This is a genomic window from Bacillus sp. Je.9.29.b (assembly GCF_051129925.1).
In the GTDB taxonomy this organism is placed as follows: Bacteria; Bacillota; Bacilli; order Bacillales; family Bacillaceae; genus Bacillus; species Bacillus safensis.
Genome location: NZ_JBCPSO010000003.1, coordinates 101,964 through 117,554, shown reverse-complemented (window position 1 = coordinate 117,554; position 15,591 = coordinate 101,964). Strand labels below are relative to the sequence as shown.

Here is a 15,591-nt window from a genome sequence, read left to right as displayed (position 1 = left end):
TCATTTGTGCTAACAAGCAATCACCCTTACAATATCGTACATCACATGACCTTAGGTCCCTTTTATTACCTCTTGTCAATCACTTCACGGAAACGATTATATTTTACCAAAAATTGTGATATCGTTTTTTATGAAACAGGTGAAAGGATCTTAAAGAGGTGAAATTTCCATGGATATCATTTCTGCTGAACAGGTGGGGAATCGTTTAAATGATTGGAGAATTGCAATTCGCAAGCATGATGTACACAGTGCAAAAGCAATGTATACAGAATTAAAGGAATTACTGCAAAAAATGGAAGAGAATCAGGAGGTCTTGACCTATTACTCATTGCTAGAAGGCAAGTATAAGCTCATGTTATATGAACGAAGAGGTACAAAACTGAAGGAACAGACAGAACCAGATTGCCCCTCTAAAACAAACGACTTAATTGAATACTATTTTTACCTATACAAAGCCCTTTACGCTTCATATAAAAGAGACTATGCATCAGCCATTGGACTGTTTAAAATTGCCGAGAAAAAACTACAACACATTCCTGATGAAATAGAAGTAGCAGAATTCCATACGAAAATCGCCAACTTATATATGCTGCTTCGTCAAAGCCTGATTTCTCTACACTACATTCAGAATGCTATTGATATTTTCAAAAGTCATGAAGGATATGAGAGAAGACTAGCTGCAGCCTTTGTCATCGCCGCTGCTAATTATATGGACATTGGTGACTTTATAAGGGCAGAAGACTACTACAAAAAAGCATTACACATCGCAGACAGTCTCAACGATCATTTTCTAACATCACAGCTTTATCATAATATCAGCATTTTGTACGCCGAAGCTGGCGAATCAAAAAAATGTATTGATGCCCTAGAAAAGGCTCTTAGTGATGAAGACTATCTCTCTTCGTGTTACTTTCATCACTCCATGTACATGTTAATGAAAGAGCTGCTTTCTATCGATGAAAGGACACAAGCTCTCTATTATTTCGAATTGGTGAACCAAAAACATGAATCAGAGAAATGCCCCATCTATACAGCAAAAATGAATTTGCTTTACCATCTATATTTCACTGAAGATATGGCTCAAAAAGCTCAAGCCTGTTTCGATGAAATCAGCATTCTTAAAAAATTAAAGGATGCTGAAGGAGTCTGTGAATTAAGTGCATTAGCTGCAAAACACTTTGAAGAGCTGGGAGCAATTCATCAAGCCTATCTCTTTTTAAAGGAAGCTGATCGCATGAAACATCCTATCATTGACTGGGGGAATTCTAATGAAAAAAATGAGTTTATTGATCATCACTTTGACCATCGTTGTTTTAGGACAAACAGGGGCTTTCAATTCATTAAATGATGGAAATCCTGGTACAACAGAACGACCTATCGGAACTTAATATAAACATTGGTCATACAAAGAACCACTCGCCTCATCAAGGCAAGTGGTTCCACGTTTATTTTAGTTGCTGATAAGATATGAGGCGGTGTATATGTACCGCAAGATAAGTAAGCTCATCATTAGAAATGACCCATCTGGTTTATCATCATCTATTTTTTCTTTTCTTCAGCCTGCTTTTTGAATGCTTCCGTTTGTTCTTGATATTCCTCTTTCGTGACAGCTTTAAATTCTATTGTACCGCCTGCCATTTTAAAAGGAAATTTAATTGATGTTGCATCTCGATCAGTTTCCCCTAGAATAAACCCCTTTTCAATTGCAGGATAGGTACTCAAATCAAACATTATCCCATCTGAAACACCACCGGCTGTATGTTTCGTTTCTTTATATGGTTCACCACTATCTCCTGGGACCTTTCTCATCAAAAAAGAACCTGCCCATTCAGACTGCATATACATCCGTTTTACTTTTAGAAATAGCTGGTATGAACCATCCTCCGCTGTATACAGATAACCATAAGCGCCTGTTACTTTCTTAATAAAGTTTCTTACATAATCATGGAATCTATTCTCAGAGTCCTCCATCAATTCATCATATCGGTCATGAATGTCCTTTTGAACAGCACGTAGTTTTGTTTGATCAACTGCTTTATATGTGATGCTTTGCTTTTCACCTTGTTTTTTCACAGAAAGATCTTTTTCATCAAGGTGAACTTTATATGTGATCGTCTCTTTCTCATGCTTCACTTGAAACTCGTAACCGTTTTCAACAGTTTTACCAGTTAATTTATATTTGTTGATAAATAGGTTGGGATCAAAATGTCTTTTTGGGTTTTCCTCCAAAATGGTTTCATTCAGATAACCTGTGACTTTCCCTTTTCTCTCCGTTACCTTGAACCAGTTCACTTGATCCTTTGTCTTATATACAAAGGCGTAAGAGTTGTTCAATACACTCTTTTTTGCATTTGCTTGGTATGCTATCCAGCTGACAGCAACGATGACTAGTACCGCTAAAATTGCTACGATCCAGATTTTTGATCTATTCATACATACCTCCTCTGATCATTGATTTGACGGATTTTTATTTTTTCTATCAATATATGAGTGATGCATCTCCTACATAAACAAAATCAGCGATCTCTTCACCTCCTTCATTGGATTTTTTCTAAAACCTCTTGTATCACCAATGGATATCACATATTATGTATCTAAATGATATATCTTTTAGATAGGTGTGCTGATATGAAAAAATACAATGATACGACGTATGCGATTTTAGGTATTTTAACGACAGATTGTAAGTCGGGGTACGAAGTGAAGCAATTAATTGATAGAAGCCTGCATCATTTTTGGAAAATCAGTTATGGACAAATTTATCCAGCTTTAAGGTTAATAGTCGAGGAAGGGCTTGCGGAAGTTTCACCTGCTGCTGCTTCTGGCCGCTCAGACAAGCGGGAATATCATTTGACTGAAAAAGGTCTGGATACGTTAAGAGAGTGGCTGGCGCAGCCGCTCGATCAGTTACCAACAGAGCGTAATGAAGTGTTATTAAAGTTATTCTTCGGTCAGTATCTTTCGTTTGAGAAAAAATTGGTGCTTTTACAGGATTATGAGCGGCAGCTCCGTATTCGTTATGAAACTTATGTTTCAATTGAACAAAACATTCAAGAGCTTTATCCAGATGAAGCGGATGCGAAGTATTGGCTGTTTACTTTAGATTATGGAAAAAGAGTGGCTCAAGCAGGAATTGATTGGTGCGTGGACACATTCCATTCGATGAAGAAGGAAGGGTAAATGAATGAAAAAAGACATACGTGCTGGCAGATTTACAACGGACAATTCTGATTCGATTGTTGTGTTCATCATCGGAATGAGGATCAATAAGCGCTGGGCCATTCATCAATGGCTGCCTGTGTTCATGGCAATGCCTGGCATGATCAAGGAGCTGTATACCCATCAAGAAGAGCTTGGGTTTCTTGGGACAGAGAATTACTTCGGGTTACGTACGACAGCGATGATTCAATATTGGAAATCAACCGATGACCTCCTTGCCTATGCGAAGATGGAGAAGCATTTGGCTGCTTGGAAAGAATTTAACCAAAGAGCACGAAATAATGACGCGGTCGGCATTTATCATGAAACGTACCAAATTCAAGCCGGCTCGTATGAATCCATCTATGTGAACATGCCTTCCTACGGACTGGGCCAAGCGAAACCCCCTATTTCAATAAGTAATGGACAACAAACAGCGAAGGAACGTCTGAATACAACAAATTCCTAGAGAGCGATTCTCTAGGAATTTCTTTTTGCAACGGTCACAAAATGCTTTAATATGCGGGCTGTTAATCCCCATATGGTGTAGTTTCCGTAATCATAAAACCATTCCTCAATCGAACGGCTTCCCCAGCTGTATTTTTCACCATTCATGATTTTTTCATAAGGGAAGTCCTCGCCTGGTGTTGGCTGAACGGATACATGATGTAAGTACGGCTCATATTGGCTGAGCCATGATAGAGGCACGGTAAAAGTCTCCTCTACTTCTTCTTGATTAAAGGAGTGTTTCACTTTTTGCTCATCAATGATACCAACATATGGGTATACCACAAAAGATGGAGAAGCGATATAAGGACTAAGCTGTCCAAGGATCTCGACCGATTCTGGCGGAATGCCCAGCTCTTCATGTGTTTCTCGCAGTGCAGCTTCCTGTGCAGTTTCGCTGCCGTCAAGCTTGCCCCCAGGAAAGCTAATATCCCCCGGCTGTTTTCTCATGGTCAACGATCGTACCTCAAATAATATATGCCATTCTCCATTTACTTGCACCAAAGGGATAAGGACTGCTGCTTTGAACGCTGTCTCTTCTCCAATGAACAACGGCTGTGATTGATGTAAGTCATTTTTTAATTGATCAATGAACACGGACATCACCTGTTTTCTGTTTCTCTTTCCTTTAGCGTATCATGGTTCTCCTTTTGAATAAAGATGATCCTTCTGACAATTATTTTTATCATTTTGACAACTTTACTTGTCAAAATGAATATAATGCTTTACAATCAAGGAAAGATTTCAAGCAAAATTGAGGTGACAGAATGAAAAATCGGTTAAAAGAGCTTCGTGCGCGTGATGGTTTAAACCAAACTGAGCTTGCAAAGCGTGCAAAGGTCTCTCGTCAGACCATCAGCTTAATGGAAAGAGATGAGTTAATGCCGTCTCTCTTGCTCGCGGTTAAGCTTTCACGAATTTTTCAGGAACCCATTGAACGTATTTTTCTATTCGAGGAGGATGAACTCTCATGAAAACTGTATACAAAATGCTCTTAGGTGCTCTCCTTGGCTTTCTCGGCGCTTACTGTCTGCTGGCAGCCGAATTTGAGATGACACTTCTTGATGTTGCATTTGAAGCGACTCTTGTCATCAGTGGATTGACGATTTTATTGATTATTTATTGTTTTTCAGGGATTTCACGTATGAAGAAAAGAGTATCTCTTTCGGTTTCTGGAGATGAGGAGGATGAACTGGAGGCAAAGCAATATCGGACTTTTACTGATTTGACTTTAGCCAATACGGTAAGTACCATTTTTTCCATTGTTGCCATCGGTATCGCGATCGTCACCGAGCAGCCACTTTGGCTGATTCTCGTCAATGCTGCTTTATTTATCGTCACCGTTATCAGTTCGTATATATCGATATCTGTTCTAAAGCTTGTCTATCCTAATCGGAACCTGCCAAGTCCATCCGACAAAGACTATAGCAAAAAGCTGCTCGCCATTTCAGACGAAGGCGAAAAGCATGTGATGCTTGGCGGACTGTTTCATACGTATCAAATGATGAATATCCTATTGACCAGCGCCATGTTTATTTTGATTGTGTATTCCCTTGGAGCCAATCACTCTCAGCTGTTCTCGATCATGGTGATTGGACTTGTTTTAATCATTTTGAATGCAAATTATGTGCTAAAGATTAGAAATCGTTAAATGAACAAAAGCACAGCCTCATGCAAAGGCTGTGCTTTTTCCGTTCATTATGACGCGCGGCGTTTCTTTCGCGCATAAATCAATAGTAAAAAACCAAACCAAACCGGCGTTAATAAGAGCGCGGGGCGTGTTGCATCTGCAAACAGCATGATCACTAGAATCGCAGCGAAGAGAACCAAAACAAATATATTCACAAAAGGGGTGAACGGTGCTTTAAAGGTAGATGCTGTATGCAGTTCAGGCTTTGTTTTTTTATATTTCAAATGACAAATTAAAATAATACTCCATACCCAAATGAAACAAATGGCACTGATCGTGGTAACAATACCAAAAGCTTGCTCGGGAATCAGCTTGCTTAAAAGAGCTCCAACCGATACCACAATCGTCGAAACAAACAGGGCATTGCTTGGGACAGCGTGCTTGTTCAAACGTCCGAAGGAAGCTGGCCCCTGCTTTTGATGACTGAGATTATACAGAATGCGGCTCGTCGAGAACATGCCACTATTACAAGCTGATGCCGCAGATGTCAGGACGACAAAGTTGATAAGCCCTGCTGCTACTGGTATCCCAATGAGTCCAAAGGTTTTCACAAAAGGACTTTCTGATGCACTGAGCTCAGTCCATGGGTTGATACATAGTAAAACAAAGATCGCACCCACATAGAAAAATAGAATTCTTAATGGAATCTTATTAATCGCAGAAGGGATGTTTTTTTGCGGATTGGCTGTTTCTGCTGCGGACACACCGACCAGTTCAACTCCCACATACGCAAAAATCACCATCTGGAATGACAATAAGAAACCTGTGACACCATTCGGGAATAACCCGCCATGAGACCATAAATTCGTTACTGTCACCGGTCCAGCATCTGTTTGAAAACCAATGATTAAAAGAACCATTCCAACCCCGATCAATAATAGAATCGTAATTACTTTAATGAGTGCAAACCAAAATTCCATTTCTCCGAAAAGCTTTACCGTTAACAAATTCAACCCTAGTAAAATCAACAAACAAATGATGGCAGGAATCCACTGCGGGATGTCAAACCAATACTGCACATACACCCCGACCGCAATGACATCCGCCATCGCTGTCATAATCCAGCAAAACCAATACGTCCACCCTGTTACAAAGGATGCCCACGGGCCGAGATAGTCCTCCGCAATATCGGTTAATGACTGATAGCCTGCCTTCGATAAAAGCAATTCTCCGAGTGCCCTCATGACAAAAAAGATGGCCATCCCGACAATTAAATAAGCAAAAATGATTGAAGGACCTGCCAATTGAATAGCTTTTCCAGATCCTAAAAACAACCCTGTTCCAATGGTTCCGCCAATGGCAATCAATTGCACATGACGGTTTGATAAATCTCGTTTTAATTCTTGTTGTGCCAATGCTAACACCCTCCTACGACACGATCTTATATTGAAATAATGAACCCTTTAAAAAAGTCCATAAAAAAAGAGATTGGATGCGCTCCAATCTCACGGTCATAAAAGAATAGCAAAATAGAGAAAAGTCATACACGGCATCATCCATGCATCACAAATACAATATTTCGTACTCTTCTGTCCTTTTGCCTGAGATTGTGAACCCTTCGGCGCCGCACACACATGCGGTCTCTCCAGAAGCTGCTCCTGCTATAGTGTGACCCACAGCATTCATAGCCTTCGTTATTTAATTAAAATGTTGCTATTTCTGAATAATTTCATATTTTACGCCTCAATCTTAAAGCTGTCAATGGTAATCTTTTATGGATTTACGGCGTTACTCATATGTCTTCACTTCATCAATCCCCCCTGATTCATGTATAATAAATCAAAAGATGTTCGGCTCGTCTGATAGAGAAATCCCTCTTGATGATGAACAAAGTTAGGCAATCCATTGAAGTTGGTGAAGATAAATGAAAAAAATGAACAAACAGCGTGTCACATTACAGGAAGTCGCCAAGCATGCCGGTGTCTCGACTTCAACGGCATCACTCGTTGTTCGAAATAATCCTAGAATCTCTGAAGCCACTCGAAACAAAGTACTGCAAGCCATGGAGGATTTAGGATACGTATACGACCGCGTTGCTGCCAACATGCGGTCAAAAAGCTCAAATATCGTTGGTGTGATTGTGACGGATATTTCTAACACCTTTATTTCGGAGTTTTTAATTGGCGTACAGATCACGCTTGAATCACTGGGCTATACTGTTTTACTTGGTACAACCTTTGACAGTGTGGATAAACAGGAGCGGCTCATTTCCACCATGGTAGAGCACCGAGTGGGCGGGATTATTTTAAACCCAGCTTCGAAAAGCTCTGCTCGAACGGTCAAACAATTAAATCAAATTCGCACCCCAAAAGTACTGGCAAATCGTGAATTATCAGATGTGCAATGTGACTATGTCGGTGTTGATTATGAACAAGGTACTTGGATGGCGGTTCATCATCTTCTTCAAAAGGGGCATCGCCGCATCGCTTTTTTAGGCGGCATCAAGACTTCTTCGACTTGGATTGAGCGGATGAAAGGTTTCAAAAGAGCTCATGACGAAGAAAATGTGACGATTGATGATTCTCTTATTATTGATATAGAACCTACTCGTGAAGGCGGGAAAGAAGCACTTGCCCAAGTGATGGATCAGCCTGAGCCCCCTACTGCTATTTTTTGTTTTAGTGACTTATTCGCTTTTGGGGTCATTCAAGCACTGACAGCACGGGGCATCCAGCCTGGTGAAGATATCGATGTGGTTGGATTCGATAATGTTCCTGAAGCGGAAATGTATCATCCGCCGCTCACCACTGTATCCTCTTTCCCCCGATCCATCGGGGTAAAAGCAGCGAACCTTTTATATCATAAAATGAACGAACAGGACGAAGAGCTGCAGCGATTGATTTTAAAGCCTCAACTTCATATTAGAGAAACCTCTCCATCATCATGAAAAAGAGAATTGTGTACAGCAATTCTCTTTTTTTTATTGATCAAGTCAACTATTTCTTTGTTTCATTTTTCTTTTTTTAAATCACAAAGTCATAAACTTGACACATTTAAAATGCAGGAGTATATTTATCTCGTTGCTTCTTTTAGTATATCGTTATACCTATTTCGTCATATCATCATTTCTATCAAAAAACAGTTAAAAATGGTTTTTTATGATTCTGATCAAATCATGAAGTTTCACTTCCTAATCAAGGCTGTTATTATTTTTTTCATTTTAGTAGAACGATGTACTTGATTGAAGAACAGATGAATATTCATTATTTTTTCATCAATCACATAAGGGGTGTTGTGATGGGCTTCATATTATTCATTTTTAAGGAAACAATAACAAAGGGTATACAAAGAATTTGACCTTAAATGGGGTTTCAAATATAGGAGTGGGAACATGAAAAATCCTTATATAAAATCGTCACTTGGCATGTATTTAAACTACTTCATGCTTGGCATGATCAATATTATTGTAGCTTCCAACATGGACAGCTTATCTGAACGCTACCATGTAGATATTCCGAAAATCAGCTTGCTTGTATCGGCGATCGGAATTGGTAAACTTATTGCGCTCTTTTTCTCAGGCCGGTTAGCCGACAGCTGGGGACGTAAGCCTGTCATTATTACAGGAAATTTTCTTTACTTATTATTCTTAATCGGTATTCCAACGACAACAAGTTATACACTGGCATTTATCTTTGCGATATCAGCAGGTATTGCCAACTCACTGCTTGATTCAGGAACCTATCCTGCTTTGTCAGAGTCATTTCCTAAAAAAGCAAGTTCGGCTTCTGTTTTAGTAAAAGCGTCTGTATCCATTGGGGCGACTGTTCTTCCATTTATCTTGGCGTTCCTAGTGGCACATGGCATCTTCTGGGGCTGGGCGTTCTTTGGTCTAGGGCTTCTTTATTTACTTGTAGGGATTTACTTAATCTTTATGCCATTCCCGAACCATAAGCAAGTTTCTTCACAAGAGGCTCTTCCAGTACAGGACCAGCTGAAAGAAGAACCAAAAATGCTTGGCGAAGGCTTAGCTGTTGTACTGATGGGATTCACATCGACTGCATTGTTTGTCGTATGGCAGACATGGCTTCCGCAACTCGGGTTAAAATTAATCGGACTTGGCACAGAACAAGCCACACAGCTTCTATCTTATTTTAGTATTGGTGCACTGGTATCTGTTCTATTGCTTTCGATCGTCTTAGATAAATTCATTTCACCGATTATGGTGGCGATCATTTATCCAATTGGGGCATTCCTTGCAATGCTTTCTCTTTTCCAAATCGAAACGTACAGCATTGTCATTGTCAGCACCTTCTTCTTAGGACTATTTACAGCGGGAATCTTCCAGCTGGCGATGAGTATTATGATGAAATTGTTCCCGACAAACAAAGCAACGGCTTCATCCTATGTCAACATTGCGGCAAGCTCAGCGTTTATACTCGTGCCGCTCATTACAAGTGGATTGGTCAGCACGTACGATATTAAAATGACGTTATTTTTCGATATGATCATCGCAGTTATTAGCGTATTACTAGCGGTCTTTGTTCTTGGACGCATGAAAAAATTATTTAGATAATTAAAGGAGATGTCAATCATGACAAACATACATGAACGTAATATTGATGGGAAAACAAAATTAGTTGGTCTTCTTGCTACACCAATCGGGCACAGCCTTTCACCACGTATGCATAACCTTGGCTATACACTAACAGGTATCAACTATGCTTACCTTGCATTTGAAGTAGGGAATGATGAACTAGAAGCAGCCGTAAATGGTATGAAAGCAATGGGTGCAGCTGGATTTAACGTCTCTATGCCGAACAAAATGAAAGTACTGGATTACTTAGACGAACTAGATGATTCTGCAAGATATACACGTGCTAGTAACACTGTAGTGAACAAGGATGGTAAGCTCATCGGCTACAACACAGATGGTCTTGGATATGTAAGAAACTTGATTGAACATGGCGTTGAATTAGCCGGCAAGAAAGTTACACTTGTTGGCTCTGGCGGCGCTGCGACTCCGATTGCGATTCAGCTTGCACAGTCCGGCATTCGTGAAATTAGCATTTTTGCTCGTAATGATCAATACTTTGTTCAAGCAGAAGAAAATGTAAATTACATCAATAACGAAATGAAATCCTTCGGTGTCAAAGCAAACATTTTCCCACTTGAAGACAAAGACGCATTCCGCCGTGAAGTAGCAGAAAGTGCGATCCTGGCAAATGGGACAAGTCTTGGCATGAAACCACTGGATCAACTCAGCATTATCGATGATACACTTGATGTACTTCGTGAAGATTTGATCGTGACAGATGTCGTATACAACCCGCAAAAAACAAAGCTTCTTGCGCAAGCACAGGAAGCTGGCGCCAAAACCATTAACGGTCTTGGAATGATGTTATGGCAAGGTGCACTTGCTTACAAACTCTTTACTGGTGAAGATATGCCAGTTGATCAAGTAAAACAAATTCTTTTTGAAAATGACCGTTTCTAAAATAAAAAAGACAAAGGGCTAAAATGATGATCATTTTAGCCCTTTGTTTTCTTTTCAGCGTGAGGGTTTGTCTACACGCTGAGACGACTTCCTGCGGAGGTCGTCTTTTTTTAATCATGTATCATGATTTGACGGTATCGATACAGGATATACAGTGCGCCGATAATGGCCGCAACAGCCACCACTGCATCGAACATAAAGATTTGTAAAATGGACGCGTGACTCTGAATTAAACCTGTTACGACCGGGATGACGATAGCCGACACGCCGCCCGCTGTAGAGATAATCCCTGTCATCGTCCCTTTGTTTTTCCAGAAGAATTCAGCCATCACAGTTAACGTCAGCTGAAAAACTCCTGCCGTTGAAAATCCCAATACAAACGCATTGACGGTTCCTATAACTGGTGATTTCACGACCAAGAGCACACAAATGGAAACAAGTGTAATGATTGGGTAGATCAGCAGTACAGTGACCGGACGGACAAAGCGGCGTAGCAGAAACGCGAGCATCACGACAGACAGCAGCCCGCCCATGCTATAGTAACTGAGCAGTTTCACAGCACTGCCCGATGTCATCCCCAAGATGGCCTCACCATACGTAGGAAGCCAAATTTGCGGCAGCGCATACAGTCCATTTGACGTAAAGCTGATCACAATGAGTGCGATCCCTTCTCTCCAAAATGTAGGCTCTATCGAGAAGCGCGGAAGTCCGTCATGCTCCGTTACCTGGACTTGCTCCACCTTGCGATGATTCGGAAATGGCAAGGTCCACAGCAACAAAACATTCACAAGATAGATCAGAGCAGGAACAAAAAATGCCATTCCATAAAACAAATCATGCTCTGCTAAAAAGTAAATCGCCAGTGGCAAAATGGTTGCCCCAATGGAGATAAAGGCCTTCACCATCACATTCGCAGATCCCGAGTTTTGCGGAAACGCCTCCATTAACGCAGGATACGTTCCTGCATCCATTGCCGAATTCGCGACCCCTGCCAAAATCGCAAACGCAAACGCGATTTGATAATTCGGAGACAATGGGATTCCGATGAGGAACACCGCCATCAGCACACCAGAAACCAAAATGACCGGTTTTCGCCCAAAACGATCTGACAGTACGCCTGATAAACCATACGTGAGCACCCTGCCAATGCCAAGCGCCGAAATCATATAACTAATTCCCGCACTATTGGTATCTAATTGTTTGATTAAAAATGGCATATTTGAAGCCAAAATAATATTGACCATACCCAATAAAAAATAATTAATATACAGACTAGAAGCCGTTCTCACATACGGATTCCTCATCCTGACACACCCCTCAACACCATCGCAATGAAGTGACAAATAATGGTTACGCTTACAAGATCTCATATGTGAGGAAGAACAGCTTTGCAGCCTTCACGTTCATACATCTCATCATGTCATGCAGCTCACAGCTTACACGCCCTTCATGTATCAAGCATTTCTTCAATTTTTCACTGCTCTTATTTTATACGAATGCGAAAGGTAAAGATAGTGAATTGCTTAAATTTGAAGGGAATTCATTGATCAAGCGTATGACACCATCGATAAAAAAAGGAGTGGTTAACTGCCACTCCTTAAATGATGTCTCAATTCTGTTCATCGCAGCCCCCAAATACTTAGCTCATAAAAATATTCCGTTCTCTCGATGCATAATCCAAAACGGAAATATTCTGCCACTAAAATAAAATACCCATACCCACTTAAAAATTTTGTTTGCTCAAGAAGACGATTTAAAAGAATAAAGGCTTTTTTCACATTCAATTAAAGTGCTGCAATTTCATGCTCTCGATAGTGTTCTCCATGTATTTGGATTTTATGTTCTCTCGATTGAAGGAAAGCAAATACCTTCTGACAAAACAATTGATTTTCTTCGATGTCTAAAAAGGGGTGTTCTGGAAGTGTCATATCGCTTAATTCGTTATTAAGTGTTTTCCTCTGCTTTTTCTTTTTAAGGTTTTGATTTTTGATTTTCTGTTGTTATTCATAGAAATCACCATTTTAGGGTTAACTTACTTTTTGTATTCAAACATCTTCAGATTTCTAATTAAACAAAAGCACTTGTAGCCTGAAGGACTAATCAAGTGCCTGAATCATTATGTTTCTACTCGTCAATAATAATATTTAATCTTCAAATATTTCTGGTATTTTCTCTTTCCAAATCAACAACAGCTCTATGAATTCCTTCGTTTCCATTTTATTTTCAAGAGGTTCTTCAATCCTATAATTGTGTTCAACTATTGTTTCATTTTTTTTGATAATTACACTTGTAGTATTCAATGTAATTTCAAAGTTTTCGTATTCTCCATCTATAACATTTTGAATATATCCTATATACTCTTCTTCTACTGTTGAAATATCTTGTATAAAATCTGCGAAAATACTTATTTCTTCTGGAAGTATTATTGCTAAGTTACCAAATTGATCTTACTTAAATTCATATGAATACTTCATATAAGTTAATCACCTTCATATTAAAGGTTTATAGTGAATAATTTATACAGTCCAACTCGTCATCTGTTTCAAAGCCACAAAATTTAATCTTCATTTATTTGCTCATCAACTTCTTCTAGATACTTTTCTGTATCTAAATAAGATTCAATAAGATTATCTAAAAATTCAACACTAACCTCTCGACTATCTTCATAAATATGCATTTTAGCTCCAGCTTTTTCTAGTAAACTGATAATATTTTTCATCTCTTTCAATTCATCAATATCTAATAAATTATAAGATAAAATAAAATCATTTTTATTTATTGCTTCTTTTATTTCAGAAATACTTTTATCTGTATGTTTTCTTAGAATCGAGATATATTTGATTTGATCATCATCTTTCTCTATTCGCATTTTCATTTTAGGCATTTAGTTTCTCCTCCATAAGGTTAGAAATCGTCAATAGGTTTAATTCTTTCTCCAGGCAGACTATTCTTCCAATTACCTCCATGCCAACCATTAAAATGTTCATTTGGCGTAGCTGGATATATAATTTCACCTTTGTTCGCTAAATGTGGATATTGTGATGCACTGTAAGAATGGTGACCTTGCACAGTTTTTCCATCTACTTTAGGCTTCTTACCATTTAGAATATCACTTAATTGCTGTTTATCCCAGTTTCTGGTTGGATCCTCTTTATTCAAAATCCTTTGACGTTCCTGATACCAAAACTCATTCACACCAGTGTTTCTATGTTTGGCAAACTTTTTATTCCATTTATAATTTTCATATTCTAATTTCGTAATCGTCCTATTCTCAAATTTGTCTTTCAGCTCTTTCATCTTCTTAGCACTTAACTGCTTTCTTTGTATAGGGTGCTTCCTTAAATCTAATCCCTTGGTTCTTTCTGCTATAATTTTCTCAGCAACTTTTTTTTCACCGATCCTCAGACTACCATTGATGCTCTTTTTACCAAACGGCAAAAACATTCCAAGCGTCGCGTTCATACTCGCTTCCTGCTGTTCTTTGGATATCTTATTTCCAAACATGTCTCGGCCTGTAATCGCTTCGCTGAAGCCGTTGGTGGCAGTTAGGCCATATAATCCTTTTTGCGATGTTTTTAAGGCGTCAAAGGATTTTTGTGATGTCTTGTAGATATCGACCGCCCTGACTGCGGCTGATGTGGCTTGGGTCGTTTTATAGACAGCTTTCCCGCCTTTGAAAATGCGCCCTGCCCAGCCGACGATTGGGATGTAACCTGCTGCTGCCATGCCGCCTGCAGCGACTCGCTGGCCTGCGGTGAGTTCCTCGCCTGTGATTGGATCAACACCTGTTGCGGTACGTTTTGCATCATTCACACCCGTTAGTTCATTGACAATATTTCCGCCATAATCGAGCGCTTTTTCATACCAAGGACGGTTGGCGAGGTCTTTTTGTTCCTTTGCGATCTCGCGGGCTTCTTCTTGTTCTTTTTTGATTTTCAGATATTCAGAAGTTTGCTTCTCAATATCGCTTTTTGCCTTGTAGATTTCGCTATTTTGATACGCTTTCTTATCAAAATTCATAGGCGAAATCGCTTTTCCGTCATTTGTCGCATTCATCATTTCAGCGTACAATGCCATTGTAGCTTGCTGCTCCGTCTCTGACAAAGCATATTCATCTTTTAAATTTTGATCAAGCTCTCTTAGTTCTTTGACCGTCTTTTTTCGTTCATCTTCCGCATCCTCTATTTTTTCATCAAAGGTTTGGCTATCAAATACCTCTAGAGAAATGAGGTCATCAATGTCTTGAAAAATCGTTTTGAGTGCCTTTTTTTGATCCTTCACAATGCTTTTGGCATTCTTGATGCCCATATGTACTGCGTTGTCTAAAAAGTGTTCCTCTATAAAGGTATCGCCGCCAAAGCTCGTATCATCCAGTGTTCCAGAAACACCTTCATGAAAGGCTTTTTGCTTATCAATGAAGCTGATAAACATGTTTACATTTCCAGCGAGCTCTTTATAGAAACTTTTAATATTATCGGCTCCTTTCCCAGTGAAATCATCACCGAGGTTGGCAACACCTTGTAATGCCTTTTTTAAATCTACCATTTGTTCGCGGAGTTCCTGATAGTGTTTTGCCCTTGTGTCCATGGCACTTGTTAGTGCTTTTGCATCAAGTATCTTGCCCAGAAGAAGTCACTCCCTCCATTATTGATCATAAAGTCTATTTTACCGTGACCTTCAAAACGGAAAAATAGGCTAAATGACACAAAAAATGGAATAGACTCTCTATTTAAAGGTCAAATAAAATAAGCTAGACAATGCA

15 protein-coding genes, 1 pseudogene and 1 riboswitch are annotated in these 15,591 nt (G+C 39.5%); of the genes and pseudogenes, 8 read left to right on the top strand and 8 right to left on the bottom strand.

The window, feature by feature from the left end; all coding sequences use genetic code 11:
• The first annotated feature begins 169 nt into the window (after positions 1–169).
• Positions 170–1,348, top strand: a complete 1,179-nt coding sequence (locus AAZR19_RS06805; RefSeq protein ID WP_041105790.1) for a Rap family tetratricopeptide repeat protein — start codon at positions 170–172, stop codon at positions 1,346–1,348.
• A gap of 191 nt (positions 1,349–1,539) precedes the next feature.
• Here the strand turns inward: AAZR19_RS06805 and AAZR19_RS06800 are convergent, their stop codons facing one another.
• Positions 1,540–2,433, bottom strand: a complete 894-nt coding sequence (locus AAZR19_RS06800; protein ID WP_087975951.1) for a hypothetical protein — start codon at positions 2,431–2,433, stop codon at positions 1,540–1,542.
• 195 nt (positions 2,434–2,628) lie between these two features.
• Between AAZR19_RS06800 and AAZR19_RS06795 the strand changes: the two genes are divergently transcribed.
• Both AAZR19_RS06795 and AAZR19_RS06790 read left to right on the top strand, forming a co-directional pair.
• The gene (locus AAZR19_RS06795) at positions 2,629–3,180 is read left to right on the top strand and encodes a PadR family transcriptional regulator (RefSeq protein ID WP_024427585.1); all 552 of its coding nucleotides are present in this window, start codon (positions 2,629–2,631) and stop codon (positions 3,178–3,180) included.
• 4 nt (positions 3,181–3,184) lie between these two features.
• Positions 3,185–3,667, top strand: a complete 483-nt coding sequence (locus AAZR19_RS06790) for a DUF4188 domain-containing protein (RefSeq protein WP_226015449.1) — start codon at positions 3,185–3,187, stop codon at positions 3,665–3,667.
• An 11-nt stretch (positions 3,668–3,678) separates the two neighbouring features.
• On the opposite strand, the gene AAZR19_RS06785 is transcribed toward AAZR19_RS06790, so the two are convergent.
• Complete coding sequence (locus tag AAZR19_RS06785) at positions 3,679–4,302, bottom strand: NUDIX hydrolase (RefSeq protein WP_226015448.1); 624 nt, start codon at positions 4,300–4,302, stop codon at positions 3,679–3,681.
• 170 nt (positions 4,303–4,472) lie between these two features.
• Here AAZR19_RS06785 and AAZR19_RS06780 point away from each other — a divergent pair, with 170 nt between their 5' ends.
• Together AAZR19_RS06780 and AAZR19_RS06775 are read left to right on the top strand one after the other, a co-directional pair.
• Positions 4,473–4,679, top strand: a complete 207-nt coding sequence (locus AAZR19_RS06780) for a helix-turn-helix transcriptional regulator (RefSeq protein ID WP_003215336.1) — start codon at positions 4,473–4,475, stop codon at positions 4,677–4,679.
• Positions 4,676–5,356, top strand: a complete 681-nt coding sequence (locus AAZR19_RS06775) for a DUF3169 family protein (protein WP_226015447.1) — start codon at positions 4,676–4,678, stop codon at positions 5,354–5,356. Before AAZR19_RS06780 ends, AAZR19_RS06775 begins: the two co-directional genes overlap by 4 nt.
• Before the next feature lie 47 nt (positions 5,357–5,403).
• Here the strand turns inward: AAZR19_RS06775 and AAZR19_RS06770 are convergent, their stop codons facing one another.
• A complete protein-coding gene (locus AAZR19_RS06770; protein ID WP_144471635.1) occupies positions 5,404–6,750 on the bottom strand; it encodes an amino acid permease in 1,347 nt (448 codons plus the stop codon).
• A 164-nt stretch (positions 6,751–6,914) separates the two neighbouring features.
• Positions 6,915–6,994, bottom strand: a riboswitch (glycine riboswitch).
• A gap of 265 nt (positions 6,995–7,259) precedes the next feature.
• On the opposite strand from AAZR19_RS06770, the gene AAZR19_RS06765 reads away from it, so the two are divergent.
• The 3 genes from AAZR19_RS06765 (at position 7,260) to AAZR19_RS06755 (ending at position 10,829) form a co-directional block, all read left to right on the top strand.
• Positions 7,260–8,282 (top strand): LacI family DNA-binding transcriptional regulator, encoded by a 1,023-nt coding sequence (locus AAZR19_RS06765; RefSeq protein WP_262089898.1) that lies wholly within the window; start codon positions 7,260–7,262, stop codon positions 8,280–8,282.
• Between the two features lie 444 nt (positions 8,283–8,726).
• The gene (locus tag AAZR19_RS06760) at positions 8,727–9,908 is read left to right on the top strand and encodes an MFS transporter (RefSeq protein ID WP_432243961.1); all 1,182 of its coding nucleotides are present in this window, start codon (positions 8,727–8,729) and stop codon (positions 9,906–9,908) included.
• Positions 9,909–9,926: 18 nt separating this feature from the next.
• Positions 9,927–10,829 (top strand): shikimate dehydrogenase, encoded by a 903-nt coding sequence (locus tag AAZR19_RS06755; protein WP_024423990.1) that lies wholly within the window; start codon positions 9,927–9,929, stop codon positions 10,827–10,829.
• 110 nt (positions 10,830–10,939) lie between these two features.
• Here the strand turns inward: AAZR19_RS06755 and AAZR19_RS06750 are convergent, their stop codons facing one another.
• From AAZR19_RS06750 to AAZR19_RS06730, 5 genes and pseudogenes are all read right to left on the bottom strand, one after another.
• Positions 10,940–12,133 carry an MFS transporter gene (locus AAZR19_RS06750; protein WP_434702674.1) on the bottom strand — a complete coding sequence of 398 codons (1,194 nt, stop codon included), beginning with the start codon at positions 12,131–12,133 and terminating at the stop codon, positions 10,940–10,942.
• Positions 12,134–12,448: 315 nt separating this feature from the next.
• Positions 12,449–12,757: pseudogene (locus AAZR19_RS06745) on the bottom strand (YxiF family protein).
• A gap of 216 nt (positions 12,758–12,973) precedes the next feature.
• On the bottom strand, positions 12,974–13,255 hold the full coding sequence (locus AAZR19_RS06740) for a tRNA-Val4 (RefSeq protein ID WP_281236675.1): 282 nt from the start codon (positions 13,253–13,255) through the stop codon (positions 12,974–12,976).
• A gap of 131 nt (positions 13,256–13,386) precedes the next feature.
• Entirely contained in the window at positions 13,387–13,713 is a 327-nt protein-coding gene (locus tag AAZR19_RS06735) for a hypothetical protein (protein ID WP_061110319.1), read from the bottom strand.
• A 20-nt stretch (positions 13,714–13,733) separates the two neighbouring features.
• Entirely contained in the window at positions 13,734–15,416 is a 1,683-nt protein-coding gene (locus AAZR19_RS06730; RefSeq protein ID WP_434702672.1) for a T7SS effector LXG polymorphic toxin, read from the bottom strand.
• Between the last annotated feature and the right edge of the window lie 175 nt (positions 15,417–15,591).

Bases quoted from the DNA above. Each gene is read 5' to 3' on its own strand.
- AAZR19_RS06805 (WP_041105790.1), top strand. From the start codon at position 170: ATGGATATCATTTCTGCTGAACAGGTGGGGAATCGTTTAAATGATTGG.
- AAZR19_RS06800 (WP_087975951.1), bottom strand. From the start codon at position 2,433: ATGAATAGATCAAAAATCTGGATCGTAGCAATTTTAGCGGTACTAGTC.
- AAZR19_RS06795 (WP_024427585.1), top strand. From the start codon at position 2,629: ATGAAAAAATACAATGATACGACGTATGCGATTTTAGGTATTTTAACG.
- AAZR19_RS06790 (WP_226015449.1), top strand. From the start codon at position 3,185: ATGAAAAAAGACATACGTGCTGGCAGATTTACAACGGACAATTCTGAT.
- AAZR19_RS06780 (WP_003215336.1), top strand. From the start codon at position 4,473: ATGAAAAATCGGTTAAAAGAGCTTCGTGCGCGTGATGGTTTAAACCAA.
- AAZR19_RS06775 (WP_226015447.1), top strand. From the start codon at position 4,676: ATGAAAACTGTATACAAAATGCTCTTAGGTGCTCTCCTTGGCTTTCTC.
- AAZR19_RS06765 (WP_262089898.1), top strand. From the start codon at position 7,260: ATGAAAAAAATGAACAAACAGCGTGTCACATTACAGGAAGTCGCCAAG.
- AAZR19_RS06760 (WP_432243961.1), top strand. From the start codon at position 8,727: ATGAAAAATCCTTATATAAAATCGTCACTTGGCATGTATTTAAACTAC.
- AAZR19_RS06755 (WP_024423990.1), top strand. From the start codon at position 9,927: ATGACAAACATACATGAACGTAATATTGATGGGAAAACAAAATTAGTT.
- AAZR19_RS06750 (WP_434702674.1), bottom strand. From the start codon at position 12,133: ATGAGGAATCCGTATGTGAGAACGGCTTCTAGTCTGTATATTAATTAT.
- AAZR19_RS06735 (WP_061110319.1), bottom strand. From the start codon at position 13,713: ATGCCTAAAATGAAAATGCGAATAGAGAAAGATGATGATCAAATCAAA.
- AAZR19_RS06730 (WP_434702672.1), bottom strand. From the start codon at position 15,416: ATGGACACAAGGGCAAAACACTATCAGGAACTCCGCGAACAAATGGTA.